The sequence below is a fragment of the Fictibacillus sp. BK138 genome, from assembly GCF_004216955.1.
Lineage (GTDB): Bacteria > Bacillota > Bacilli > Bacillales > Fictibacillaceae > Fictibacillus.
Map to the genome: position 1 here is coordinate 1,138,700 of NZ_SGXL01000001.1, position 26,476 is coordinate 1,165,175.

The window sequence follows — 26,476 nt, forward strand, 5'->3', positions numbered from 1 at the left end:
AGAGTTCTACAAACATACATAGCGTGTTTCATTAACACACTCTAACTTCTATACTATAATGGAGTTGGAAATAGGTGCAAAAAAGGAAGTGAAGATATGGGATTTGTTCCTCTGCATATACATAGCGAGTATTCTCTTCTCGAAAGTTCTTGCCGTATAGAAGCACTTGTAGGACGAGCTGCTGAACTAGGTTATCCTGCGTTGGGATTAACAGACAAAGCCAATATGTATGGAGCCCTTAAATTTTATACAGTGTGCAAGAAAGCGGGTATAAAGCCAATTTTAGGCTTAGAAGCGGAAATTAGTGAATCTGATTCAGAAAGTGATGCACTTACAAAACATTCGAGTAAAATCCTTTTATATGCACAAAACAATGAAGGGTATCAAAACTTATTAAGGCTTTCAACACTGATGCAAACCAAGCAAGGTGGAGAGATTACACCCATTTCTCATGAAGAACTTTCAACTCATTCAAGAGGTCTGATCGCTTTATCGTCAGGTGCAGAAGGCGAGATTCAACAGCATCTCTCATCTGAAAGACATAACACGGTCCTTATGCAAAGGTGTATTCGTTTTTATCAAGATACATTTCCAGGTCGTTTCTACCTTGGTCTGGAGGATCATGGTACGGGCTTTGAGAAAACGTTGAATCTTCAGCTTCAGTCCGTGGCAAGAGAATTTAATCTTCCGCTCCTTTGTGCGCATGAAACCTATTATTTACACGAAGAAGATGCCAAGGCACATGATGTTCTTGTTTGCATCAAAAATGGAGAAAAGATAAATAATCCTGAAAGGTATAAACTGCCTACAGAAGAATATTACTTTAAATCTCACAATGAAATGGATAGATTGTTCTCTCATTCTTCTGAAGTATTAGAAGAAACTCAAAGACTAGCGGACATGTGCAGCCTTGAACTCACTTTAGGAGAGATCGCACTTCCGAAATATCCTGTTCCTGGTGATAGAGACAGTTTTGAATATTTGAGAGAATTATGCTTAAAAGGTGTAAAAAATAGATTTGATACGGTGACTCCTGAAATCGAAAAACGTCTCCATTATGAACTTAATATCATTAAGAACATGAATTTTGAAGATTATTTCCTGATCGTTTGGGATTTTATGAAATACGCTCATGATGTAAAGATGATAACTGGACCTGGAAGAGGTTCAGCAGCGGGATCCTTAGTTGCTTATGTACTTGAGATTACCAATGTGGATCCGATTCAACACAATCTCATTTTTGAACGGTTCCTAAACCCTGAGCGGATTACGATGCCTGATATTGACATAGATTTTCCGGACAATCGACGCGATGAGGTGTTGAGGTATGTAGCGGAAAAGTACGGTACAGAATATGTAGCTCAAATTATTACGTTCGGTACACTTGCTGCACGAGCTGCCGTGAGAGACGCAGGAAGAGTGATGGACTTGCCTCCTGGCATAATCGATCAAACTGCAAAAAATATCCCTTCAAGACCAGGGATCTCTTTAGAAGACGCACTAAAAGAATCGCATGGTTTGCAGCAGGCATTTCAATCAGATCAAAGTGTGAAGAAGCTAATAGAAATTGCGATGAAGCTTGAAGGTCTCCCAAGGCATGCCTCAACCCATGCTGCAGGGGTGGTACTCTCCCGAAACCCGCTCGTACAAACCGTTCCGCTGCAAAAAGGACATGATGGGATACCGTTAACTCAGTACAGTATGGAATGGCTTGAAGCTGCTGGATTATTGAAGATGGATTTTCTTGGCCTGCGAAACCTGTCATTAATCGAAAATATTTTACTTTCTATAGAAAAGAATGAACAAATCAAGATCGATCTGAATGAAATACCTTTTACTGATCGAAAAACTTTTGAACTACTTTCACAAGGAGATACGACAGGAGTTTTCCAATTAGAATCAGACGGTATGCGAAAAGTTCTGCAGCAGCTTAGGCCTACTGAATTTGAAGACATCGTTGCTGTAAATGCCTTATACAGACCAGGACCCATGCAGAATATCCCGGACTACATCGCTGGCAAAAACGGTATGAAAACAGTGGAGTATATGCATCCTGACCTGGAACCTATCTTAAAGAACACGTATGGAGTTATCGTATATCAGGAACAGATCATGCAGATCGCTACAAAAGCAGCTGGCTTTACGTTAGGTGAAGCAGATCTGCTAAGAAGAGCAGTAGGAAAGAAAAAGCGTGAAATATTGATGAAAGAACGCGAACATTTTGTTGCAGGCTGCTTAAAACAGGGATATGATGAAAAGTCTGCAGATGCTTTATATGATCTGATCGTAAGGTTTGCTGATTATGGATTTCCAAGAAGTCATGCGGTAGCTTATAGTGTTATTGCATACCAACTGGCCTTTTTAAAAGCCAATTACCCTATTCAGTTTATGGCAGCATTACTTTCGAGCGTTATTGGCAATCATGATAAAGTAAATCAGTATATTAAGGAATCAACACAAAAAGGAGTTAAGGTTCTACCTCCCTCTCTTAAAAAGAGTACAGCAATTTTCATACCAGAAGAATCAGGTATCCGCTTTGGTCTATTGGCTATTAAAAACGTTGGAATAAATGCCGTTCAGACCTTAATGCACGAAAATAAAAAAGAGCCATTTCAAGACCTTTTTGATATATGTGCACGGTGTCCTCAAAAAGTTGTGAACAAAAGAACATTAGAGTCTCTAATCTTTGCTGGAGCGATGGATGATTTAGGGGAAGACAGAGCTGTATTGCTTGCTTCGCTTGAAACAGCTATTGAATATGGAGAAGAATTTCAGGAGATATCAAGAAAAAACCAGATGTATCTTTTTGATGATGATATTAATCTGCCTAAACCTTCTTATGTTCAAGTTCAGCCCTTTCAGGATAGTGAGAAGCTGAAGTTTGAGAAGGAATCATTAGGTTTTTACTTCTCATCACATCCTTTAGAAAGATACCGCACTGTACTGAAAAGCTGGGCTGCAACTGACATCACTGGCATTAAGGATAAAAATCCTTCTGTACGTCTTGGTGTTTTAATTGATAAAGTCCGTGTCATAAAAACGAAAAAAGGAGAACTTATGGCCTTCCTTTCGATAAGTGACGAAAGCGGAGAGATCGAAGCGGTCGTATTTCCTAAAGTTTACGAATCATTTCACGGGCTTCTGCAAAAAGGTGAGCAGTTGTTTTTGGAAGGAAGTGTTGAAAAGCGAAATGATGCTTTGCAAGTATTGATAAATAAGTGTAAGCCGCTGCATGAATTGAAACCAAGAGAGCAAGCTGCGGTGTTTATCAAAATTGATAAACAGCATCACTCACCTGATTATTTGAACGCGATCAAGCAAATAGTGGATCAATCAAAAGGGAGCATTCCCGTTGTTTTGATCTATGAAGAAACAAAACAAAAAGTCCAGATCTCACAAAAGATTAATGCTTCAGAGGAATTGCTCATGGAGCTCCAATCCGTTGCTGGTGAAGGTAACGTAGTATTTAAAAGAAATTAAAAAACTTTACAGCTTGTTAACATTTGATATAATGGATGAGTCAATAACAGTGGTCTGACCACCTCCTAATTTGACTCATCAACTTTAAATATAAAAACATTAGGAGATGAAACGATGTCTACTTTACGAGAAGAAGCTCTACACATGCACAGAACACATCAAGGAAAACTGGAATCAAAATCAAAGGTGCCGGTCCGTAACGCAAAGGATTTAAGCCTTGCCTATTCTCCTGGTGTTGCAGAACCTTGTAAGGATATTTATGATGACAAATCAAAAGTCTATGATTATACCATGAAAGGGAATACTGTAGCTGTTGTCTCAGACGGAACAGCAGTATTAGGCCTGGGGAATATTGGGCCTGAAGCAGCTCTTCCTGTTATGGAAGGAAAAGCAGTATTGTTTAAAAGTTTCGCAGGTGTTGATGCTTTTCCAATCTGTTTAAGCACAACGGACGTGGACAAGATTGTTGAAACCGTTAAGCTGCTTGAACCGACATTCGGCGGTGTGAATTTAGAAGATATTGCAGCACCTAATTGTTTCGTCGTTGAAGAACGATTGAAAAAAGAAACAAATATCCCAATCTTTCATGATGATCAGCACGGTACAGCTATTGTTACTTTGGCAGGTCTTGTTAACGCACTGAAATTAACTGGCCGTGAAATGTCCAAAATTAAAGTAGTGGTAAACGGTGCAGGTGCAGCTGGGATTGCGATTATTAAATTATTGGATCGTTTTGGTGTTAAAGACATCATCATGTGTGACACGAAAGGCGCCATTTATGAGGGCCGTCCATTTGGTATGAACTCTGTTAAAACAGAAGTAGCATCATTTACTAATCGTACCAAACAAGAAGGCACCCTTGCTGATGTGATCAGTGGTACTGATGTATTTGTGGGTGTGTCTGTTGAGGGTGCATTAACAAAATCCATGGTCGAATCTATGAACACAGAGCCAATCATCTTTGCAATGGCCAATCCTAACCCGGAAATTATGCCTCACGAAGCACGTGAAGCGGGCGCGATGGTTATTGGGACAGGTCGCTCAGATTTCCCGAACCAAGTTAATAATGTACTAGCTTTCCCTGGTATTTTCCGTGGAGCTTTAGATGTACGAGCTACCCACATAAACGAAGAGATGAAAATCGCAGCAGTTCATGCCATTGCAAGTCTTGTTAATCCGATGGAATTAAGCGCAGAATATGTTATTCCGGCTCCTTTTGATCCAAGAGTTGCTCCTGCGGTTGCAGCTGCTGTAGCAACTGCGGCTATGGAAACAGGTGTAGCAAGAATTCGTGTGAATCCAGCAGACATCGCAGAAAAGACAAAGAGGCTTGCCATTATCGGAAAAGATGAATGAAACTGGTAAAGGAGAGAGGAATGTCTGTCCAGCCTACCGAAAAAGTATATATTGAAATTTTAAAGAAAATCCAGGCCATTATTGTGGAGGACCGTCTTCAAGCAGGAGACAAGCTTCCATCAGAAAGAGAGCTCAGTGATCGCTTAAACGCAGGAAGGTCTTCCGTCCGTGAAGCTTTAAGGGCTCTTGAGCTGCTTGGCTTAATCGAAACAAGAAGAGGCGAGGGTACTTTTATACGTGAGGCAACAGGACATAGACTGGTAGAAGTACTAGCGTCCTTTATTCTTAACGATAAAAAGGCCAGGCACGACCTGCAAGAAACTCGAAATATAGTCATTAAAGACTGCATGGAACTTGCAACAATAAGAATCACTTCTCTAGAGTTAAGTAAACTCGAGCAATTAACTCAGAAGATGGAACAAAACCCTCATGAAATTAATAATCTTTGTAAAGCATTCGAAAAAAGTGTAATTCAGTCATGCGGCAATCATCTTCTCTATCGTTTATATGTAGAACTTACGGGTTATGGGTCATCATTACAGGAAACAGATTCATATTGGTCTCCAAAATTATGCAAGGAAGTTCTTGCTCTTCTTGCAGATAAGAATGCACTAAAGTTAACAGAACTGTTATCTAAACAAAACGATGCCCTAAACGCAATCGAATAGGTGGTGTTATTCATTCATGATTAAAGGATTGTTCGTAAAAAAGAAAAAATATGCCACAATACCTACTGGTAAAGTCAAACAAGACGTGCCAGAAGGGATTATGAGTAAATGCCCGGAATGCAAGCATATTATGGTTACAAAAGAATTAAAGAAGAACCTGCTTGTATGCCAGGCGTGTCAGTACCATTATTCGATGTCTTCGCAGGAAAGAATAGCGAGTCTGATAGATGAAGGTACTTTTACAGAATATGACGCAAATATGATTTCAAAAAATCCATTGGAATTTCCTGATTATCTCGAAAAACTTGAGAGTGACCGTAAGAAAACAAAAATCAATGAGGCTGTAGTTACTGGAGAAGGAAAAATAAGCGGTATGGATGTAACGATAGCTGTAATGGATTCCCGTTTCAGAATGGGAAGCATGGGTTCTGTAGTAGGTGAGAAGATTACACGTGCTATCGAAAAAGCGATCGAGAATGAATATCCGTTTATCATCTTTACTGCTTCCGGCGGCGCGCGTATGCAAGAAGGCGTTCTTAGTCTGATGCAGATGGCAAAGACAAGCGTGGCTTTAAAGAAACTCAGTGATAAGGGACTTCTATTTATTTCTGTTATGACTCATCCCACTACTGGCGGTGTTTCAGCGAGCTTCGCTTCAGTAGGAGATTATAATTTTGCCGAACCAAAAGCCCTTATTGGGTTTGCAGGCAGAAGAATCATCGAACAGACAATAAGACAGGAACTACCGGATGATTTTCAAACAGCAGAATTCTTATTGAAGCATGGTCAGCTAGATGGTGTGATTCACCGCAGTGATATGAAGAAAAAGCTGGGTACATTATTAAAAATTCACTCTGAAGGGAGGCGTTAAGCATGGCGGCAGAGCTAGAATTTGAAAGACCGATTCACGAACTCGAAAAGAAAATAGCAGAATTAAAGTCTTTTATGGAAGAAAAAGATATTGATCTTACAGATGAAATTCAAAGACTTGAAGAAAAGCTTTCTAGATTGGAAAACAGCACATATTCCGAGATGAAACCATGGGATCGTGTTCAAATTGCCAGACATGCTGAACGTCCTACTACCCTTGATTATATCAGCTATTTATTCACGGACTTTATTGAACTTCATGGAGACCGTCTATTTGGTGATGATGAAGCAATCGTTGGCGGAGTAGCTTTTTATAAGGATCTTCCAGTTACTGTTATCGGGCACCAAAGAGGGAAAGATACAAAGGAAAATCTCCGCAGAAACTTTGGTATGCCTCATCCAGAAGGATATCGAAAAGCTTTAAGACTAATGAAACAGGCAGAAAAGTTCAATCGCCCAATCATATGTTTCATTGATACTAAGGGTGCTTACCCTGGTAAGGCGGCAGAAGAAAGAGGACAGAGTGAAGCGATCGCCCGTAATCTAGTAGAAATGGCAGGATTAACAGTTCCTGTTATTTGTATTGTAATCGGTGAAGGTGGAAGCGGTGGTGCATTGGCTCTTGGTGTGGGTAACTATGTTCACATGCTTGAGAATTCTACGTATTCTGTTATCTCACCAGAAGGTGCTGCTGCAATTCTCTGGAAAGATGCATCACAAGCAAAAAAAGCAGCTGAATCTATGAAAATAACTGCTCCTGATTTAAAGGAACTAGGAATTATTGATGAAATTATTGAAGAAGTAAAAGGTGGAGCTCATAAAGAACCAAAACGCCAAGCTGAAGTAATTGACAGTGTTTTAGAGTCTTCCTTAAACAAGTTACTCTCAATGTCTCAAGATGAGTTAATCGAGCAGCGTTATGAAAAATATAAAAAAATCGGACAATTTGGGTTTGTAAACGATTCCATTGTTGTTAAATAAGGAATGTGCTCTTCCGCTTTAGGAAGGGCGCATTTTTTTGCCTATTGTTGTCTATTGTGTTCAACATTTGAACATGATATTTTAATAAGACGAGAGAACTAGAGAGGTGAAAGGTTTCATGAAACGGATAGGAGTTTTAACAAGCGGCGGCGATTCTCCGGGCATGAATGCTGCGATTCGCGCGGTTGTCCGAAAAGGTATATATCATGATTTAGAAGTTTATGGGATATACAATGGTTATGCAGGACTGATTTCAGGGAATATAAAAAAACTAGAGCTTGGCTCTGTTGGTGATATTATTCATAGAGGCGGAACGATGCTTCATTCTGCCCGCTGCCTGGAGTTTAAAACACCAGAAGGACAGCAAAAAGGAATTGAACAGTTAAAAAAATTCGGAATTGAAGGTTTAGTTGTTATCGGTGGTGACGGCTCATTCCAAGGAGCGAAGAAACTATCTGAACAAGGATACCCTACGATTGGGGTTCCTGGAACGATTGATAATGACATTCCTGGAACTGATTTCACAATCGGTTTTGATACAGCACTTAATACAATTATTGATGCCATTGATAAAATTCGTGACACTGCCACATCCCATGAACGCACATATATTATTGAGGTAATGGGACGCGATGCAGGTGACCTTGCACTTTGGGCTGGACTTGCTGATGGAGCAGAGACAATTCTTATTCCAGAAGAAGAACATAAGATGGAACAAGTTGTACAGAAACTGCAAAGAGGGCACGAACGCGGCAAGAAGCACAGTATTATTATCGTTGCAGAAGGCTGCGGAAGCGGTGTCGATGTTGCAAAAGAGATTGAGACTCTAACAGGCTTTGAAACGAGAGTTACCGTTCTGGGTCATATTCAGCGCGGAGGATCACCAACTGCATTCGACCGTGTATTAGCCAGCCGTCTCGGAGCTCAAGCTGTGGAACTGCTGTTACAAGGAAAAGCTGGACGAACTGTAGGTATTGAAAATAATAAACTTGTGGATTATGACATTACAGAGGTTTTATCTAGAAAGCATTCGATAGATAAAGATATGTACAGATTATCTCAGGAACTATCCATATAACCCGCAGAATAGCATCGTATAGCTGATGTATATCTTCAGTCTGTACGATGCCTTCTTGCGAAAAAGAAAATCAGGAGGCCATTTACATGATGCGCAAAACAAAAATCGTTTGTACAATAGGTCCGGCAAGTGAAAGCATTGAAAAACTAAAAGATTTAATGAATGCCGGAATGAATGTTTCCCGTTTGAATTTTTCCCACGGTGATTTTGATGAGCATGGACAAAGAATCCAAAATATTCGTGAAGCGTCAAAAGAACTAGGCAAAACGGTTGCTATTCTTTTAGACACAAAAGGTCCAGAAATTCGTACACAAACTCTTGAAGGCGGAGTTGCAGAGCTAGTTGCTGGTAACGAACTTATCATATCTATGGAAGAAGTAATCGGAAATGATAAAAAGATTTCAGTAACCTATCCAGGTCTTGTTGAAGATGTTGAAGTAGGATCAAGAATCTTACTTGATGATGGACTTATTGAGCTTGAAGTTATTGAGATTGGAAGCAAAGAACTGAAAACGAAAATTTTAAACTCTGGAACTTTAAAGAACAAAAAAGGTGTTAACGTTCCTAATGTCAGTGTGAAGCTGCCTGGAATCACAGACAAAGACGCAAAAGATATTGAATTTGGAATTCAGCAAGGTGTTGATTTTATTGCTGCATCTTTTGTTCGCCGTGCAACAGATGTTCTTGAGATCCGTGAAATTTTAGACAGACACCAAGCTAATCATATTCAAATCATCCCTAAGATCGAGAACCAAGAAGGTGTCGATAACATCGATGAAATTCTTGCTGTATCTGATGGTTTGATGGTTGCGCGCGGAGACTTAGGTGTTGAGATCCCAGCTGAAGAAGTGCCGCTAGTTCAAAAAATGCTTATTAAAAAGTGTAATGAACTTGGAAAACCGGTTATTACTGCGACGCAGATGCTTGATTCTATGCAGCGCAACCCGCGCCCGACACGTGCAGAAGCAAGTGACGTAGCCAACGCTATTTTTGACGGCACAGATGCAATCATGTTATCGGGTGAGACTGCTGCTGGTACATATCCAGTTGAAGCAGTATTAACGATGCATAAGATTGCAAGCCGTGCAGAAAGTTCTTTAAATTACAAGAACCTTCTATCTTCAAAGAGCAAGGAAAGTAAAACAACGATTACAGATGCGATCTCACAATCTGTTTCATTTACTGCTTTAAATTTAGAAGCTGATGCTGTTATTACAGCTACAGAAAAAGGTCAAACTGCACGCATGATATCAAAATATCGTCCAAAAGCACCAATCATCGCTGTAACAAGCAATGAAGATGTTTGCCGCAAGCTTGCATTAGTGTGGGGTGTTACACCAGTTTTAGGTGAAAAAGCAGCAACTACAGATGAAATGTTCCAAGTTGCGATTGATTCAGCACTTAAAGCTGACGCTGTAAAGCATGGAAGCTTAGTTGTCATTACTGCAGGAGTTCCTGTAGGTGAATCAGGTTCAACTAACTTGATGAAGGTTCATATCATCGGAGATGTACTTGCTAAGGCACAAGGAATTGGACAGTCATCAGCATCAGGTAAAGTAGTAGTAGCAAAAACAGCAAAAGAGGCTATGGAAAAAATGACAGAAGGAGCAATACTTGTTACGGTTGGAACAGATCGTGATATGATCTCTGCATTTGAAAAAGCTGCTGCAGTTATAACAGAAGAAGGCGGTCTTACAAGCCATGCTGCCGTTTGCGGTGTTTCTATGAGCATACCTGTAATCGTCGGGCTTCAAAATGCGACTGACATTTTTACTGATGGCCAGGAAATTACGATCGACGCATCTGTTGGATATATTTATGACGGCAGAAAGAATGTTATCTAAAAGTAAGCTTTTTTAAGGATTGAATTCCGCTCCAGGATGCTCGCTTTCCGGGGGGCGTGCGGTGAGCCTCCTAGCGCTTTGCGCTGTTAGGAGTCTCACCTGTCTGCTTCATAGAAGTATCCTTGCTCCTGCGTCTACAAGTCAATGCTACAGATGTGAGCTTCCTCGTCGCATGCCAGCGAGAAGCTTCTCATGTGGTAGGCACGCACCTTGCGCTCCATTCAACTTGTCAATGAAGGAACTACGCAATAACAACGTTCCTTTGAAAGACAATCTTTAGAAAAAGCCTTATATAAAGAGAAGGGACGAAACCTTCTCTTTTTTTATACGTAAATATGTTCTATTAAGGACAAAAAAGAAGCATTAAGCGCTTTTTTCTTTGTCGAGTGAAAGCGGTGAATATGTATGTTTAGAATCTTATTGCTTATTTTTATTCTTGTGCCAGCCATTGAAGTTGGACTATTCATTTTTGCAGGACAGTATATTGGAATTCCAGCTACTATAGCAATTATCTTTCTAACTGGAATAATAGGAGCTTTTCTAGCAAAAAGGGAAGGAACTGAGACGATTAACAAAATTAGAATGCAGATGGCAAGTGGACAGATGCCAGGAGATGCAGTTCTGGATGGAGCTTGTATTCTTGTCGGTGGTGCATTGCTTTTAACGCCTGGATTTCTTACTGACTTTGCTGGATTCTCTCTGCTGTTTCCTCCGTTTCGAAAAGTAGTGAAGATTTGGCTAAAAGCTAAACTGTATAATAAAATTAAGTCTGGCCAGTTTTATATTATAAGGCGACCATAATTTATCTATAATAAAAAAGAACGCTGCAGCATGCAGACGTTCTTTTTTATATTTACTTTACTGGTTTCATAATAAATTGATAGATTTCATGAAAGAATTTTGCTTCATATAATGCACGGATCACAACTAGGAAGACAGGACCTATGATCAAACCGACGAATCCAAATAGCTGAAATCCTGCAAAGAGTGCAGCTAAAGTAGCCAGCGGATCCAATCCTATCGTTTGTGCAAGAAGCTTAGGCTCCATGATCTGCCTTTGTATAACAACTACTCCATAAAGAATAGATAATCCGATCGTAAGTGTGTAGTTGCCAGTTAAAAAACAATATGCGATCCATGGGAGAAACACAGCTCCTGTTCCTAAATAAGGAAGAAGGTCGATCGCACCTATCAAAACAGAGATCGTAACGGCATAATCAATTCTCAAAATTAGAAGGCCGATTAAAACGATGGAGGCGGTTATTGATATCAAAGTAAGCTGTGCTTTCAAAAAACCAAATAGAGCTTTTCTAAGCTCGAAATATACGGTTTTAACAGTGAACGTAAGTTTTTCTGGAAAGATACCTGTTAAAAAACCAGTTAAACGATACCAGTCCTTACTTATAAAAAATGCTGCCAGCAGGGAAAAAATAAATACAGTAAGAAATGTAGGCAAACTTACAATCATTAATGACACACTATTAATAATGGCTTGTGTAATTCCAGTTGCGTTTGTAGTGATGCCTGTTCCTATTCTTTCGATATTATCCATCACGGTTTCCTTCTGATCTGTACCTAATTTACTGTATATTGAAAGTAAATCCTGATAGAGAGGAAGTACTTGGGTTTTAAAGTAGTTCTCAAAATAAAAGACGAGCTCCTGAATATAGGAAGGCAGTTCGTGAGCAATATAAGCAAATCCAGTCATCATCTCTTGAATAAGCAAGGTGAGGATTAAAACTAGAAGTCCGAGAAGGGCAATTATCGAGATTATTACAGCTATTGCCCTGTTCATCTTAAAACGATAAGATAAGAAGCCTACTAATGGATTTATAATAAGTGCGATTAAAGCACCTGCGATAAAGGGATAGAGAATGGCTGAAACATAATAGCTTGTAAAGACAAGAGCAGCAGCAATTATAATAATATAACTGAAGCGGATTATCCGCTGTACCATATCGGCCTGCAAGGTTAATCACCTGCTTTCTGGTCACCTAAAATAGAAAGGAATTTATTATGGAATCTTTACTTTTTTTAATCGGTCTATTGGTTATCGGAGTGGCTGCAAAAAATCAATCCCTTATGATCGCTATCCTATTTTTGTTAGTGTTAAAATTTACAGGATTAGGTGAGAAATGGTTTTCGGTTATACAGCAAAAAGGTATAAACTGGGGTGTCACTATTATTACGATTGCGGTGCTTATTCCAATTGCAACTGGTGATATCGGTTTTAAACAACTGCAAGAATCACTTCGCTCTTTCTATGCATGGATTGCACTGTTATCGGGCATTTTCGTTGCAGTTATCGCAAGCAGAGGACTCGTACTGCTTCAAAATGACCCTCATATTACCGCGGCTCTAGTGTTTGGTACAATACTCGCGGTGGCACTATTTAAAGGAGTTGCTGTGGGTCCTTTAATTGGTGCAGGAATCGCATACATTGCTATGAAAGTGGTTGAAATGTTTACTGCTTAATCACCTTAACAGGCATGAATTAAGCGTTATCCGTTCACAAAAATCAGATTTTTGTTTATAATTGATGTGTATGTCCCATTTCCTTTAAATAGTCTTTCATTTTCTTCTCTCTTTTTTTGAGAAGGAAAATGTAAGCTCTTTCTATTTTTAAAAAAATGAAACAATTAAAGGAGAAGAGAGAATAACAGAAAAAAGGAGAGATAGCCATGACAGCTACAAGAGGATTAGAAGGAATTGTTGCAACAACATCTTCTGTCAGCTCTATCATTGACGATGTTTTAACCTATAGAGGATATAGCATTGATGACTTAGCTGATTATGCAACTTTTGAGGAAGTTGTATACTTGCTTTGGAATGGTAAACTGCCTAACCAATCTGAACTAGATGAGTTTAAATCCGAGCTTTCAGAAGCGAGTGAACTTCCTGCGGAATTGTTGGAACAAATGAAATCGCTTCCTTTGAAGAATGCGCATCCAATGACAGTTTTGCGTACAATCGTGTCTACACTTGCGATGTATGATAAGGATGCAGAGGATATGTCAACGGAAGGAAACTACAAAAAAGCCATCCGTCTTCAGGCACAAATGTCTTCACTAGTAACGGCATTTGCACGTATTAGAGATGGAAAAGATCCTTTATCTCCTAAAAAAGATTTAAGCTATGCTGCTAATTTCTTATATATGCTAACAGGCAAAGAACCTGATGAAATTTCTGAAACTGCTTTTAATAAAGCACTGGTACTGCATGCAGACCATGAATTAAATGCTTCTACATTCACTGCACGTGTATGTGTTGCAACACTTTCTGATATCTACTCTGGAATCACAGCTGCGATCGGAGCTCTTAAAGGGCCATTACATGGCGGAGCAAACGAACAGGTTATGAAGATGCTTTCTGAGATCGGTGAAGAATCAAACGTTGAATCATACTTGGATAAGGCGATTGAAAATAAGCAAAAGATCATGGGCTTTGGACACCGTGTATACAAAAATGGAGATCCTCGTGCGAAACATTTGCGTGAGATGTCTAAGCAGTTAACTTCAATTACAGGCGAAGAAAAATGGTATACGATGAGCGTAAAGATTGATGAAACGTTAAAGCAAAAGAAAGGCCTGCTTCCAAACGTAGATTTTTACTCTGCAAGTGTTTATCACAGCCTGGGTATTGATCATGACTTATTTACGCCAATCTTTGCTATCAGCCGTGTTTCTGGCTGGATCGCACACATCTTGGAGCAGTATGATAATAACCGTCTGATCCGTCCGCGTGCTGAGTATATCGGACCTGATATGCAGCAGTTTGTTCCATTAGAGCAAAGATAAAAGAAAATAAAAACAATCATTTGAAAAAGAGAAGGGATTCTTCTTCTCTTTTCACTATGTTTTTTAGTAGACTAGTATGGTAAATGTATTTGCAGAAATAGGAGGAATTTAGAATGTCTAACGGAGAACGTATTACAGTTGACAACGGAGTGTTGAATGTACCAAACCAGCCAATTATCCCTTTCATCGAAGGTGACGGAACTGGACCAGATATCTGGGCTGCTGCTTCAAGAGTATTAGAAGCTGCTGTTGAAAAAGCATATAACGGTGAGAAAAAGATTGTTTGGAAAGAAGTTCTTGCTGGAGAAAAGGCATTTAACCAAACAGGAGAATGGCTTCCATCAGAAACTTTAGATGTTATTCGCGATTACATAATTGCGATTAAAGGACCTCTTACTACACCTGTCGGCGGAGGAATCAGATCTCTTAACGTTGCACTAAGACAAGAGTTAGATTTGTTCACTTGCTTGCGTCCTGTTCAATATTTCAAAGGTGTACCTTCACCGGTAAAACGTCCTGAAGATACTAATATGGTTATCTTCCGTGAAAATACTGAAGATATTTACGCAGGTATCGAATATGCGAGCGGTTCTGACGAAGTGAAAAAGCTTATTCAATTCCTTCAAGATGAAATGGGTGTTAACAAAATCCGCTTCCCGGAAACATCAGGAATTGGTATTAAGCCTGTATCTTCAGAAGGTACACAGCGTCTAGTGCGTGCTGCGATCCAATATGCGATCAACGAAGGCCGTAAGAGCGTGACACTTGTTCACAAAGGAAACATCATGAAATACACTGAAGGAGCTTTCAAAAATTGGGGTTATGAGCTTGCAGAAGCTGAATTCGGAGATAAAGTGTTCACTTGGGCTCAATATGACCGTATTGTTGAAGAGAGCGGAAAAGACGCTGCAAATAAAGCTCAAGCTGACGCTGAAGCTGCTGGAAAGATTATCGTTAAAGATTCTATCGCTGATATCTTCTTGCAGCAGATTCTTACTCGTCCAGCTGAATTTGATGTAGTTGCAACAATGAACTTGAACGGTGACTACATTTCTGATGCACTTGCTGCACAAGTTGGCGGAATCGGTATTGCGCCAGGAGCAAACATCAACTACGAAACAGGACATGCTATTTTTGAAGCAACTCACGGTACTGCACCGAAATATGCTGGTCTTGATAAAGTAAACCCTTCATCTGTTATCCTTTCAGGTGTACTTATGTTAGAACACTTAGGTTGGGGAGAAGCAGCTAAACTTGTTCTTTCATCAATGGAAAATACAATTGCAAGTAAAGTAGTAACATATGACTTTGCACGTTTGATGGACGGTGCTACAGAAGTTAAATGTTCTGAGTTTGCAGACGAACTAATCAAAAATATGTAAGCAACGGCCCCTTTGATTAGGGGCTTTGCTAAAATTAGTTTAGTAAACGTTTTCTATACTGTTTCTGGAGGGAAAGACATGGCAAACAAGCGTAAAAAGATTTCAGTTATTGGTGGAGGATTTACCGGAGCAACAACTGCTTTCATTTTAGGGCAAAAAGAGATCGGCGATGTTGTATTAGTCGATATTCCTCAAATGGAAAACCCTACAAAAGGGAAAGCGCTTGACATGATGGAAGCAAGTCCTGTTCAAGGTTTTGACGCTGCCATTACGGGTACTAGCGATTACGCTGATACTGCGGGTTCTGATGTTGTAGTCATCACTGCTGGTATCGCCCGTAAACCTGGTATGAGCCGAGATGATCTTGTCAATACGAATGCTGGAATCATGAAGAGTGTTACAAAGGAAATCGTTAAACATTCTCCTGACTGTACGATCATCGTATTAACAAATCCAGTTGATGCCATGACATATACAGTTTTAAAAGAGTCTGGTTTCCCTAAACAGCGCGTAATCGGTCAATCTGGAATTCTTGATACAGCTCGTTTCCGCACATTTGTTGCTATGGAATTAAACCTATCTGTAAAAGACGTAACTGGTTTCGTTCTTGGCGGACATGGTGATGACATGGTTCCTTTAGTCCGCTACTCTTATGCGGGTGGAATTCCCTTAGAAAAATTAATCTCAAAAGAACGTCTGGATGCAATTGTTGAGCGCACACGTAAAGGTGGCGGTGAGATCGTTAACTTATTAGGTAACGGATCTGCTTATTATGCACCAGCTGCTTCATTAGTTGAAATGGTAGAAGCCATCGTGAAGGATCAGCGCAGGGTACTGCCTTCGATCGCCTATCTAGAAGGTGAGTATGGCTACAATGGAATCTGTCTAGGAGTACCTACAATCTTAGGCGGCAATGGCTTAGAAGAAATCATTGAGTTGGAGCTTACAGCTGAAGAGAAATCTGCACTTGATCAATCAGCAGAATCTGTAAAAGCTGTAATGAAAGTTCTGGCATAACAAAAAGGAGATTCGGGAGTTTGTCCCGAATCTTTTCTCCTATTTATAATGAAAGCGTTAACATTTAAGGGGGAACTAAAGTGCTGATCGGAAAAAAGAGGAAGCTTGGCAGAAAAATTAATGAAATTCAGGCCGGCGAGAAACTCGAGATGCAAGAAACAATTGAAGATAAAGACCTTTTGCTGTATCTAGGACTAACAAACGATAACAATCCTCTCTTCATACAGCATGATTACGCAACACTTACACCATTTAAAAAGCCAGTAGTACCTCAAATTATGTTGATGGGAATGGTAACTTCAGCGGTATCGAAATATTTGCCTGGCCCAGGAAGCTCGATTACACAATCACACTTTCAATTTGTAAAACCGGTTTATCATTATTCAAAACTAACATTCTTGTTTGAGATCACAGAAGTAGACAGGGATAATCATTTAGTTACGATTAAAGCATCTGCAAAAAATGAAGAAGGGATTGAAGTTTTGAACGCAGAACTTCAAGTGTGCCCTCCATATCCGCCAAAATCCATAACATCCAATACGATGGAAAACTTTTAAAACCCTTTCTGATGAAAGGGTTTTATTTTTTGTGAAGGTTGTTTCGTAGTGCTTTGTTGCTAATTAGAGCGGTTGATTTCCGCTCCAGGTGCTCCCTTTCCGCGGGGCAGGCGGTGAGCTTCCCTACCGCTTTGCGGTGGCGGGGTCTCACATCCAAGGATGTATAAGTGCTCCTGCGTTTACAAGCAAATCCTGAAGAAGTGTGTTTCTCGTCGCATGCTTGCTAGAAGTTTATTCAAGTGGTTGGCACGCAGGAATCTCACACCTTACGCTCCAATCAACTAGTCAGCGATGACAATGCCTTATAAAGCAACAAAGATTAAGAAAACAGAATGGTGAATGTAAAAAATATGTAAAGAAAATGTTAAGCAAGTATGAAAATTTAGCGTTTTTTGTACACACTAACAAAAACATAGTATGATAAATTTGTAAAAGTCGTTATAAAGGTGGGAATTTGAATGAGCCAAAAGTTACTCGTTGTAGAAGATGAAATTTCAATTTCAACATTGTTGCAGTTCAATCTAGAACAAGCAGGATTTCAAGTAGTAACAGCAATGGATGGCAAAAACGGACTAGAAAGAGCAGAAAGTGAAATTCCTGACCTGATCATTTTAGATCTAATGCTTCCAGAAATGGATGGGCTGGAAGTATGCAAAGAGCTGCGTTCAAGAAAATTAAACATTCCAATTCTTATGCTAACGGCTAAAGATGATGAATTTGATAAAGTGCTGGGTCTTGAATTAGGTGCCGATGATTATATGACAAAACCTTTCAGTCCAAGAGAAGTAGTGGCAAGGGTAAAGGCGATTCTCCGTCGGACAGGTGCAGCGGGAACAGACACGGAAAAAAATAAAAAAGATAAAGTGGAACATCTTCAAATTGGAGAAGTAGATATTTACCCTGAAAATTATGAAGCTTATTTCAAAGAGAAAGCGCTGGAATTAACGCCAAAGGAATTTGAATTGCTGGTTTATCTTGCGAGACATAAAGGACGCGTTCTTTCGAGGGAACAGCTTTTGTCAGCGGTCTGGAACTATGATTTTGTAGGAGATACTAGGATTGTTGATGTTCATATCAGCCATCTTCGGGATAAAATTGAAACGAATACTAGAAAACCAATCTATATTAAAACGATTAGAGGACTAGGCTATAAACTAGAGGAGCCTCAATAATGAACGAATTTAAAAACCGGGTACTCACGTTTTTTTTACTCGGTATTTTACTGGTTTTTATACTTCTCGCACTCATTATGGGCAATATTGTTCATCACAGTGTTAAAGAAAAAAGAATGCAGTTTTACGCGGGAGAGTTAGGGTTAATTGAACAAGTACTAAATACCGAAGAAGAGCCTTCAACTATTAAAAGTCTATTACAATATGCGGCGAAGGATTTAAATGGAGAAATTTATGTTCTGGATTCGAACTGGAACGTTAAATATACTTCGGATGGAAATAGTCCTAGAAACATGTCGTCTTATTACCCTAAAAAGCAATCTTCTGATAATGAACTGGTTCAAAAAAACGAGAGCGGAAAAATTTATTATACGCTTGAGCGGAAACAAAAAGAAAATACGGGCTATATACAGTTAGCCGTTCCAGAAGGTGCCGCAGAAGACGCTGAAAGATCCATTTGGATTATGATGTCTATAGGCTTTCTCATATGTTTTGTCATTATCCTATATGTATCCTTAAAGGTTATTCATAAAATAGTCCGCCCTGTTGAAGAAGCGACACAAACTGCAAAAGAACTCGCCAAAGGAAACTTTAAAGCTAGAACTTACGAATATTACGGTGAAGATATTGGTGAACTGAACTATTCACTTAATGTTCTGGCGCGTAATCTTGAAAAAATGACGAAGTCTCAAGAGTCTCAGCACGACAGACTTATAACGTTGATTGAAAATATGGGCAGCGGATTGATTTTGATTGATTCAAATGGATACATTAATCTGGTGAATAAAGCATTCAAAGAATTATTTAAAGAGCATGCTGACTATTGGACAGGTCATTTGTTTTATGAAGTTTTCCCGCACGCAGAAATTAAAGATATCGTTAAAGAAACATATTTAACTGAAAAGAATGTCAAAAAGAATGTAGTTATTCCAATTCATATTGAGCGTAAGCACTTTGATGTTTATAGTGCTCCCGTTTTAGATGTGAAAGGTAAGCTTAGAGGGATCGTACTCGTGTTCCACGATATAACGGAATTGAAGAAGCTCGAGCAGGTCAGAAAAGATTTTGTTGCGAACGTATCTCATGAATTGAAAACTCCGATCACATCTTTAAAAGGTTTTGCGGAAACGCTTTTAGATGGAGCAGGAGAAAATGAAGAATATCGCAATAAGTTCTTAACGATTATCCTGAATGAAAGTGACCGGCTTCAAGCTTTGATACAAGACTTACTGGATCTTTCAAAAAGTGAACAAGGATTCCACCTTGATTTGCAGAAAGTTAACCTCGAAGATCTAGTTAAAGAAACAATCGAGATATTACTGCCAAAAGCTGAAAAGAAAAATATAACACTTTCCTTATCCGTTTCTGGTAATCCGATGATGGACGGGGATGCACCGCGTCTGAAACAAATTATCATTAATCTCGTATCTAACAGTCTCAACTATACACCAGCAGATGGATCGATCTTTGTACATGTAGAAGAAAAGAAAGAACATGTGAAGCTGACTGTGAATGATACAGGAATAGGTATTAAAGAAAGTGAGATCCCCCGAATATTTGAACGGTTCTATCGGGTTGATAAAGCAAGGAGCAGGAATTCTGGCGGTACTGGTCTAGGGCTTGCTATCGTAAAGCATCTAGTAGAAGCGCACCACGGTACAATTAAAGTAGAAAGCAAAGTAGGAGAAGGTTCTCGATTTATTTTACGCTTTCCCAAAAAACTAGAGTTATAAGATTTACAATTCCTTTACACCGTTGTTTTCTTTAATTAATAGTTAAACCGTACTATAAAAGTATCCTTTTTCAGTACCCCCTTAGCGAGAGTCCTCCCATGGATTCTCGCCTTTTTTTTAGTTCTGAAAAGCAATGGACCTCGCCTGAAATATCCAATCCTTCTATACCGTCCCTTCTTTTTTGTTTCTGTTAGCCGTCATGATACAATAGAAAGTAGAGAAATGTCCTCAGGAGGTAACGGACTTGGGAAAAAATAAATTAGTTTTAGTAGATGGGAATAGTATTGCATATAGAGCTTTTTTTGCTTTGCCGCTGTTAAACAATGATAAAGGTGTTTATACGAATGCAGTTTATGGCTTTACACAAATGCTTCTTAAGATTTTAGAAGATGAAAAGCCCTCGCATATGCTGGTGGCTTTTGATGCGGGAAAAACGACTTTTCGCCATAAAACGTTCGGTGAATATAAAGGCGGCCGTCAAAAAACACCGCCTGAACTTTCTGAGCAGTTTCCATTTATCAGACAGCTGCTGGATGCTTTTAAGATTAAGAGATATGAACTTGAGAATTATGAAGCGGATGATATCATCGGAACACTCGCTTCACATGCTGCAGATGGCAACTGGGATGTAAAAGTATTTACAGGGGATAAAGATTTACTTCAGCTCGTAACGCCTGATGTGGAAGTTGTTCTGACGAGAAAAGGTATAACTGAAGTAGAAGCTTATACAGTTGAACAAGTAAACGAACGATATGGCATTACCCCTGATCAAATTATTGATATGAAAGGCCTTATGGGTGACCCTTCCGATAATATTCCGGGTGTTCCTGGTGTAGGAGAAAAAACGGCCATCAAACTCATTAAAGAATATGGTTCTGTAGAAAAAGTGTTGGAGTCAATCGATAAGGTTTCAGGAGCCAAATTAAAAGAACGATTAACAGAAAATAAAGATCAGGCATTAATGAGTAAAGAGCTTGCAACGATTACAAAAGAAGCACCGATCGAGCTTGGATTGGAGGATACAAACTACGAAGGGTATGAAAACTCCTCCGTGTTTCCGTTGTTTAAAGAACTCGGTTTTCAATCTCTGCTAGAACGGTTTGGCGGGGATGAAGAACTTCTTCCAGAGATTGAAAAAGAAGAATTAAACTTTCAAACGGTTTCTTCGATTGATGCTGATATGCTGAAGAATCCATCCGCGTTGATTGTAGAAACGCTGACTGAGGATTACCATAAGGCAGACATTCAAGGATATGCGATAAGCAATGAGAACGGGACGTATTATATTTCATCAAGTCTTGCTGCAGGTTCGAACGAATTCAAAGAATGGCTTGAAGATGAACATCAAAAGAAGAGAATGTTTGATGCTAAAAGAGCTCATGTTGCTTTAAAAGGACAAGGGATCCAATTAAATGGCATCGATTTTGATATTCAGCTAGCTTCTTATCTTCTGAACCCGTCAGAGTCATTAGACGAAGTGGCAGATGTTGCTAAGCAGTATGGAAAGCTGAATGTTGACTCAAATGAGAAGGTATATGGAAAAGGGGCTAAGAAAAAGTTGCCTGAAGAAGATATTCTGGCAGAACACCTTAGCCGAAAAGCACATGCTATCTTCACTTTAACGGATGTATTAGCAGATAAATTAAAAGAAAATGAACAAAGCAACTTATTTTATGATTTAGAGATGCCGTTATCTTTAGTACTTGCAAAAATGGAAGAGATCGGTGTGAAGCTAAAGGCAGATACGCTTAGAGAAATGGGTACTGACTTAGAAGCACAGCTTTCTACGCTTGAAAAAGATATACATGAACTTGCAGGGGTTTCGTTCAATATTAATTCACCAAAACAGCTTGGTGAGATTCTTTTTGAAAAATTAAATCTGCCTGCAATAAAAAAAACAAAAACAGGTTATTCTACCTCCGTTGATGTTCTAGAAAAATTAGAAGGTAAGCATGAGATTATCAATAAAATACTCATTTACCGCCAATTAGGTAAACTTAGATCAACCTATATAGAGGGTTTGTTAAAAGTTGTTCATGAAGATACAGGTAGAATTCATACTCGTTTTAATCAAGTCCTGGCTCAGACAGGACGCCTTAGTTCGATCGATCCGAACCTGCAGAACATACCTATTCGTCTGGAAGCAGGGAGAAAAATCAGACATGCTTTCGTTCCATCACATTCAGGATGGAAAATATTAGCTGCGGATTACTCTCAGATCGAACTTCGTGTACTAGCTCATATTTCTCAGGATGAAAACCTGATGGAAGCTTTCCGAAGCGAGATGGATGTTCACACCAAAACAGCCATGGATGTTTTTAATGTTAACAAGGATGAAGTGACATCTGAGATGCGAAGGCATGCGAAAGCTGTTAACTTTGGTATCGTTTATGGAATCAGTGATTATGGGTTATCTCAAAGTTTAGGAATAACTAGAAAAGAAGCTGGTGAATTTATTAAGTCCTATCTGGAGAGCTTCCCAGGTGTGCAGCAATATATGAAGGATAGTATTGCTGAGGCTAAACAAAATGGGTACGTTTCTACGTTGCTTCATCGACGTCGTTACCTGCCTGAGATCAACAGCAGAAATTTCAATTTGCGAAGTTTCGCTGAGCGGACTGCAATGAATACTCCTATTCAAGGCACGGCAGCCGATATTATAAAAAAAGCAATGGTAGATATGGACAAACGTCTCATTGACGAAAAACTTGAAGCAAAAATGCTTTTAACTGTTCATGATGAATTAATCTTTGAAGCTCCAGAACAGGAGATTGAAAAGTTGAAGAAAATAGTCTGTGATGTTATGGAACAGGCTGTTCAACTTGATGTGCCTCTAAAAGTTGATGTAAGTTGGGGCAACTCGTGGTATGAAGCGAAATAAATAAAAAACAGCATCCCCGATTTTCTATGGGGTGCTGTTTTTCATAGTAAAGTGTGGTGAAGCGTGTGCCTGAATTACCTGAAGTAGAAAATGTGAAAAATACACTTAATCAATTTTTACCCGGGAAAGTCATCAAGGAAGTTAAAATCTTTTGGAATAATATCATCAAGCACCCTGAAACGGAAGAATTCGTTTTAAGGCTTAAAGGCCAGAGTTTTGAAGAGGTTTACAGAAGAGGGAAATTTCTAATTTTTCATCTAAATGAGGATTCTCTTGTTTCTCATCTGAGGATGGAAGGCAAATATGGGCTGTTTCAAAGAGAAGAACCTGCTGACAAGCATACACATGTTATCTTTTCTTTTACAGATGGAACAGAGCTCAGGTATAGAGATGTCCGTAAATTCGGTACAATGCATCTATATCCTAAAGGAACAGAGGAAAACCATCTTCCCCTGAGCTCCTTAGGTGTCGAGCCGCTGTCAGATTCTCTTACCGCGGGACTTATGAAAAAATTATTTTCCAAGACAAAACGTAGCATTAAAGCAGTACTCCTTGATCAAACATTCATTGCAGGTCTCGGGAATATCTATGTGGATGAAGTATTATTTCAAGCGAAAATTCATCCTGAAACACCAGCTAATGAAATATCTGTACACAAGTTAAAAAAATTAAAGAATGCCATTACTGATATTTTAGCTGAAGCCGTAAAACATGGTGGAAGTACGATCCGTTCCTATACGAATTCGATGGGTGAAGCTGGAGGTTTTCAGCTGAAATTGTTCGTGTATGGAAGAAAGAGTGAGCCTTGTCGTATCTGCGGAAATGAGATCGAGCGAATGGTTGTAGCAGGAAGAGGCACTCACGTTTGTAAGAACTGTCAAAAATAAACCAATTTTATACTCCTTTCATATACTGCTTTTACCGTTAACTGAAAGGAGTACAGGGACATGGTGGCTTACTCATTTGTATTACTGGCACTGGCCGTCAGCCTGGACAGTTTTGGAGCCGGATTAACGTATGGAATGAAATCCATTAAAATTCCTTTTCGCTCTATATTAATCATCGCAATTTGTTCAGCTGTTACCTTTTTATTTTCAATGTTTCTTGGATTCACGTTAGAACAATTTATCACTCCAAAAACAGGTGAAGTGTTAGGCGGCTTAATTTTACTCGGAATCGGCATCTACTCTCTATGGCAGGTTTTTTTACCAGAGAAAGAAAACATTGAGACTGAACCAAAAAATTTAGTGCTGTTCGAAATAAAATCATTAGGAATCGTTATCCATATTCTAAAAAAGCCAGTCATGGCTGATATAGATAAATCAGGTTCCATTACTGGCTGGGAAGCAGTTCTGCTGGGGATTGCTTTGTCCCTCGATGCTTTTGGTGCAGGAATAGGTGCTGCCTTAATTGACCTTTCCCCACTTTTGACCACAGCGTCAATTGCAGTTATGAGTGCTCTGTTCTTATGGGGCGGTATGGCATTGGGGTTATATTTTTTTAATAAAACGAATTGGATGAAACGATTATCAGTATTGCCAGGTATTTTACTGATTGTAATGGGTTTATTAAGAATGTAACAGGGAGGAAAACCATTGATTATTGGATTAACAGGCGGAATCGCAACCGGGAAATCTACAGCTAGTCATATATTAAGCGAACAAGGTATACCTGTCATTGATGCTGATATTATTGCAAGAGAAGTAGTAAAGCCTGGAAAAGATGCTTACGAAAAAATAGTCGCGTTTTTTGGAGAGGAAGTTCTTCTTTCTGATAAGACACTAAACAGAGCAAAATTAGGAGAAATTATATTTAATAACTCTGAAAAGCGGCAAAAGCTAAACCAAATCGTGCATCCTGCTGTGCGTTCAGAAATGAAAAAACAAGCAGAGCTGTATTTAAGCAGCGGAAATCCTTTAGTGATCATGGATATCCCATTATTATTTGAGAGTAAACTTACCCACATGGTTGATAAAACATGGTTGATCTATACTCATCCAGACATACAGCTAAGGCGTTTAATGGAGCGGGATGGATATTCTGAAGAACAAGCCTTATCAAGGATTAAATCTCAGATGCCGATTGATGAGAAAAAAGAATTAGCAGATATTGTGATTGAAAATAATGATACGAAAGAAGAATTGAAACAAAAACTATTTAGACTTCTTCAAGAAGTTGAAAAAGCAGACTCTATTAATTAGGTCTGTTTTTTTATTTGGCTCTCTTCTAAAGGGATCGCAAACTTAGATCTCTTGATGTTCAGGAAGTAGGCACGCACTGCACTCCAATCCACTTTTCAATGACGCAATAAATGTGTCAAGAGAACAATCTTATAAGGTAGGCGAGGTTCGTCGATGCCGAATAAAAATGTAAATTTCTAAAATGGAAAACCACAAATTCTAATAGAAGCAACATTTTATTAATTAATTGCCTCTTTTTTGCCTAATTTCAATAAAAGTATGTTCTTTTTGAGGTTCATTATGATATACTAATTGCAGATAGAAACCTTAAAGAGTATAACACATTGGAAGGAGCAGCTTCATGAAAGCAAAAATTGCAATTAATGGCTTGGGGAGAATCGGAAGAATGGTCTTCCGCAAAATGATGGAGAATGATGATTTCGAGGTTGTAGCTGTTAATGCCAGCTATCCAGCAGAAACACTTGCTCATATGGTTAAATACGATTCCATACATGGGACTTTTCCAGGAGATGTTGTAGCTGCAGAAGATGCCCTTTTTGTTAATGGAAAAAAAGTAGTATTAGTAAATTCCCGTGACCCTCGTGAGTTGCCTTGGGGTAATCTCGGAATTGATATTGTAATTGAAGCAACAGGGAAATTTGTATCTCAGGAAACTGCGGGACTTCATATCGAAGCCGGAGCTAAAAAAGTAATTATCACTGCTCCAGGAAAGAATGAAGATATTACCATTGTTATGGGCGTAAATGACAGCGATTACATTTCGTCAGAACACCACATTATTTCAAACGCTTCATGTACTACTAACTGTCTTGCACCTGTTATAAAAGTGCTTGACGATCAGTTCGGTGTTCAATCTGGTATGATGACAACAGTACATGCTTATACAAATGATCAAAAAAATATTGATAATCCACACAAGGATCTAAGACGTGCCCGTGCATGCGGAACTTCCATTATTCCGACCTCAACAGGAGCAGCTAAAGCTATTGCTAAAGTTCTTCCGCATCTTGAAGGTAAACTAAATGGAATGGCACTTAGAGTTCCAACACCAAATGTCTCTTTAGTTGATGTGGTAGTAGAATTGAAAACTCCTGTATCAAAAGACCAAGTGAATCATGCATTCCAGTCTGCGGCAGAGGGATCAATGAAGGGCGTATTAGGATATAGTGATCTTCCTTTAGTTTCCATCGATTATAACGGAAATGAAAACTCTTCTATCGTTGATGGTCTATCTACTATGGTGATGGATGGTAATAAAGTTAAAGTATTAGCTTGGTATGATAATGAGTGGGGCTATTCTTGCCGAGTGGTTGATTTGGCAAAACATGTAGCGGTTGCACTTAACAGCAAAGTACCTGTAGAGAAAAACGCTTCTGTTTCTTAAAGAAAAAGAAAGATTATAATAAGAAGTCGGGAAATTTCCCGGCTTCTTTACGTTTAGTACGAATATGCTTTTTTG

21 protein-coding genes are annotated in these 26,476 nt (G+C 39.1%); 20 read left to right on the forward strand and 1 reads right to left on the reverse strand.

Annotation, left to right across the window (positions count from 1 at the left end; all coding sequences use genetic code 11):
* The first annotated feature begins 96 nt into the window (after positions 1-96).
* The 8 genes from dnaE to EV282_RS05590 all read left to right on the forward strand — a co-directional run bounded on the left by dnaE (position 97) and on the right by EV282_RS05590 (position 11,078).
* Positions 97-3,480 (forward strand): DNA polymerase III subunit alpha, encoded by a 3,384-nt coding sequence (gene dnaE, locus EV282_RS05555; protein ID WP_130294479.1) that lies wholly within the window; start codon positions 97-99, stop codon positions 3,478-3,480.
* 114 nt (positions 3,481-3,594) lie between these two features.
* A complete protein-coding gene (locus EV282_RS05560; RefSeq protein WP_130294480.1) occupies positions 3,595-4,836 on the forward strand; it encodes an NAD(P)-dependent malic enzyme in 1,242 nt (413 codons plus the stop codon).
* Positions 4,837-4,856: 20 nt separating this feature from the next.
* Positions 4,857-5,504, forward strand: coding sequence for a FadR/GntR family transcriptional regulator (locus EV282_RS05565; RefSeq protein WP_130294482.1), 648 nt, complete (start codon positions 4,857-4,859; stop codon positions 5,502-5,504).
* Positions 5,505-5,520: 16 nt separating this feature from the next.
* The gene (accD, locus tag EV282_RS05570) at positions 5,521-6,375 is read left to right on the forward strand and encodes an acetyl-CoA carboxylase, carboxyltransferase subunit beta (RefSeq protein ID WP_130294483.1); all 855 of its coding nucleotides are present in this window, start codon (positions 5,521-5,523) and stop codon (positions 6,373-6,375) included.
* Between the two features lie 2 nt (positions 6,376-6,377).
* The gene (gene accA, locus EV282_RS05575) at positions 6,378-7,355 is read left to right on the forward strand and encodes an acetyl-CoA carboxylase carboxyl transferase subunit alpha (protein WP_130294485.1); all 978 of its coding nucleotides are present in this window, start codon (positions 6,378-6,380) and stop codon (positions 7,353-7,355) included.
* Between the two features lie 118 nt (positions 7,356-7,473).
* The gene (pfkA, locus tag EV282_RS05580; RefSeq protein ID WP_130294486.1) at positions 7,474-8,433 is read left to right on the forward strand and encodes a 6-phosphofructokinase; all 960 of its coding nucleotides are present in this window, start codon (positions 7,474-7,476) and stop codon (positions 8,431-8,433) included.
* A gap of 89 nt (positions 8,434-8,522) precedes the next feature.
* Positions 8,523-10,277, forward strand: a complete 1,755-nt coding sequence (gene pyk / locus EV282_RS05585; RefSeq protein ID WP_130296910.1) for a pyruvate kinase — start codon at positions 8,523-8,525, stop codon at positions 10,275-10,277.
* A 405-nt stretch (positions 10,278-10,682) separates the two neighbouring features.
* Positions 10,683-11,078 (forward strand): FxsA family protein, encoded by a 396-nt coding sequence (locus EV282_RS05590; RefSeq protein WP_130294488.1) that lies wholly within the window; start codon positions 10,683-10,685, stop codon positions 11,076-11,078.
* A gap of 52 nt (positions 11,079-11,130) precedes the next feature.
* Here EV282_RS05590 and ytvI read toward each other — a convergent pair whose 3' ends face one another.
* Entirely contained in the window at positions 11,131-12,234 is a 1,104-nt protein-coding gene (ytvI, locus tag EV282_RS05595) for a sporulation integral membrane protein YtvI (RefSeq protein WP_130294490.1), read from the reverse strand.
* Between the two features lie 59 nt (positions 12,235-12,293).
* Between ytvI and EV282_RS05600 the strand changes: the two genes are divergently transcribed.
* The 12 genes from EV282_RS05600 to EV282_RS05655 all read left to right on the forward strand — a co-directional run bounded on the left by EV282_RS05600 (position 12,294) and on the right by EV282_RS05655 (position 26,401).
* Complete coding sequence (locus tag EV282_RS05600; protein ID WP_130294492.1) at positions 12,294-12,752, forward strand: DUF441 domain-containing protein; 459 nt, start codon at positions 12,294-12,296, stop codon at positions 12,750-12,752.
* Positions 12,753-12,958: 206 nt separating this feature from the next.
* Positions 12,959-14,074, forward strand: coding sequence for a citrate synthase (gene citZ / locus EV282_RS05605; protein ID WP_130294494.1), 1,116 nt, complete (start codon positions 12,959-12,961; stop codon positions 14,072-14,074).
* 113 nt (positions 14,075-14,187) lie between these two features.
* On the forward strand, positions 14,188-15,456 hold the full coding sequence (gene icd / locus EV282_RS05610) for an NADP-dependent isocitrate dehydrogenase (RefSeq protein ID WP_130294496.1): 1,269 nt from the start codon (positions 14,188-14,190) through the stop codon (positions 15,454-15,456).
* 78 nt (positions 15,457-15,534) lie between these two features.
* Complete coding sequence (gene mdh, locus EV282_RS05615) at positions 15,535-16,473, forward strand: malate dehydrogenase (RefSeq protein WP_077359293.1); 939 nt, start codon at positions 15,535-15,537, stop codon at positions 16,471-16,473.
* An 80-nt stretch (positions 16,474-16,553) separates the two neighbouring features.
* Positions 16,554-17,030, forward strand: coding sequence for a MaoC family dehydratase (locus EV282_RS05620; RefSeq protein ID WP_130294498.1), 477 nt, complete (start codon positions 16,554-16,556; stop codon positions 17,028-17,030).
* A 458-nt stretch (positions 17,031-17,488) separates the two neighbouring features.
* The gene (locus EV282_RS05625; RefSeq protein ID WP_130294500.1) at positions 17,489-18,202 is read left to right on the forward strand and encodes a response regulator transcription factor; all 714 of its coding nucleotides are present in this window, start codon (positions 17,489-17,491) and stop codon (positions 18,200-18,202) included.
* Positions 18,202-19,935: a two-component system histidine kinase PnpS gene (gene pnpS / locus EV282_RS05630; protein ID WP_130294502.1), complete on the forward strand. Its 1,734-nt coding sequence runs from the start codon at positions 18,202-18,204 to the stop codon at positions 19,933-19,935. The genes EV282_RS05625 and pnpS overlap by 1 nt, the downstream gene beginning before the upstream one ends.
* Before the next feature lie 244 nt (positions 19,936-20,179).
* The gene (polA, locus tag EV282_RS05635) at positions 20,180-22,816 is read left to right on the forward strand and encodes a DNA polymerase I (RefSeq protein ID WP_130294504.1); all 2,637 of its coding nucleotides are present in this window, start codon (positions 20,180-20,182) and stop codon (positions 22,814-22,816) included.
* A 65-nt stretch (positions 22,817-22,881) separates the two neighbouring features.
* A complete protein-coding gene (mutM, locus tag EV282_RS05640; protein ID WP_130294506.1) occupies positions 22,882-23,703 on the forward strand; it encodes a DNA-formamidopyrimidine glycosylase in 822 nt (273 codons plus the stop codon).
* Between the two features lie 60 nt (positions 23,704-23,763).
* Positions 23,764-24,396 (forward strand): sporulation membrane protein YtaF, encoded by a 633-nt coding sequence (gene ytaF, locus EV282_RS05645; protein ID WP_130294508.1) that lies wholly within the window; start codon positions 23,764-23,766, stop codon positions 24,394-24,396.
* 15 nt (positions 24,397-24,411) lie between these two features.
* Entirely contained in the window at positions 24,412-25,017 is a 606-nt protein-coding gene (gene coaE, locus EV282_RS05650) for a dephospho-CoA kinase (protein WP_130294510.1), read from the forward strand.
* Between the two features lie 340 nt (positions 25,018-25,357).
* Positions 25,358-26,401 (forward strand): glyceraldehyde-3-phosphate dehydrogenase, encoded by a 1,044-nt coding sequence (locus EV282_RS05655; RefSeq protein WP_130294512.1) that lies wholly within the window; start codon positions 25,358-25,360, stop codon positions 26,399-26,401.
* Positions 26,402-26,476 lie beyond the last annotated feature (75 nt).

Coding starts and splice junctions, on each gene's coding strand:
- dnaE (WP_130294479.1), top strand. CDS start 97: ATGGGATTTGTTCCTCTGCATATACATAGCGAGTATTCTCTTCTCGAA.
- EV282_RS05560 (WP_130294480.1), top strand. CDS start 3,595: ATGTCTACTTTACGAGAAGAAGCTCTACACATGCACAGAACACATCAA.
- EV282_RS05565 (WP_130294482.1), top strand. CDS start 4,857: ATGTCTGTCCAGCCTACCGAAAAAGTATATATTGAAATTTTAAAGAAA.
- accD (WP_130294483.1), top strand. CDS start 5,521: ATGATTAAAGGATTGTTCGTAAAAAAGAAAAAATATGCCACAATACCT.
- accA (WP_130294485.1), top strand. CDS start 6,378: ATGGCGGCAGAGCTAGAATTTGAAAGACCGATTCACGAACTCGAAAAG.
- pfkA (WP_130294486.1), top strand. CDS start 7,474: ATGAAACGGATAGGAGTTTTAACAAGCGGCGGCGATTCTCCGGGCATG.
- pyk (WP_130296910.1), top strand. CDS start 8,523: ATGCGCAAAACAAAAATCGTTTGTACAATAGGTCCGGCAAGTGAAAGC.
- EV282_RS05590 (WP_130294488.1), top strand. CDS start 10,683: ATGTTTAGAATCTTATTGCTTATTTTTATTCTTGTGCCAGCCATTGAA.
- ytvI (WP_130294490.1), bottom strand. CDS start 12,234: ATGGTACAGCGGATAATCCGCTTCAGTTATATTATTATAATTGCTGCT.
- EV282_RS05600 (WP_130294492.1), top strand. CDS start 12,294: ATGGAATCTTTACTTTTTTTAATCGGTCTATTGGTTATCGGAGTGGCT.
- citZ (WP_130294494.1), top strand. CDS start 12,959: ATGACAGCTACAAGAGGATTAGAAGGAATTGTTGCAACAACATCTTCT.
- icd (WP_130294496.1), top strand. CDS start 14,188: ATGTCTAACGGAGAACGTATTACAGTTGACAACGGAGTGTTGAATGTA.
- mdh (WP_077359293.1), top strand. CDS start 15,535: ATGGCAAACAAGCGTAAAAAGATTTCAGTTATTGGTGGAGGATTTACC.
- EV282_RS05625 (WP_130294500.1), top strand. CDS start 17,489: ATGAGCCAAAAGTTACTCGTTGTAGAAGATGAAATTTCAATTTCAACA.
- pnpS (WP_130294502.1), top strand. CDS start 18,202: ATGAACGAATTTAAAAACCGGGTACTCACGTTTTTTTTACTCGGTATT.
- ytaF (WP_130294508.1), top strand. CDS start 23,764: ATGGTGGCTTACTCATTTGTATTACTGGCACTGGCCGTCAGCCTGGAC.
- EV282_RS05655 (WP_130294512.1), top strand. CDS start 25,358: ATGAAAGCAAAAATTGCAATTAATGGCTTGGGGAGAATCGGAAGAATG.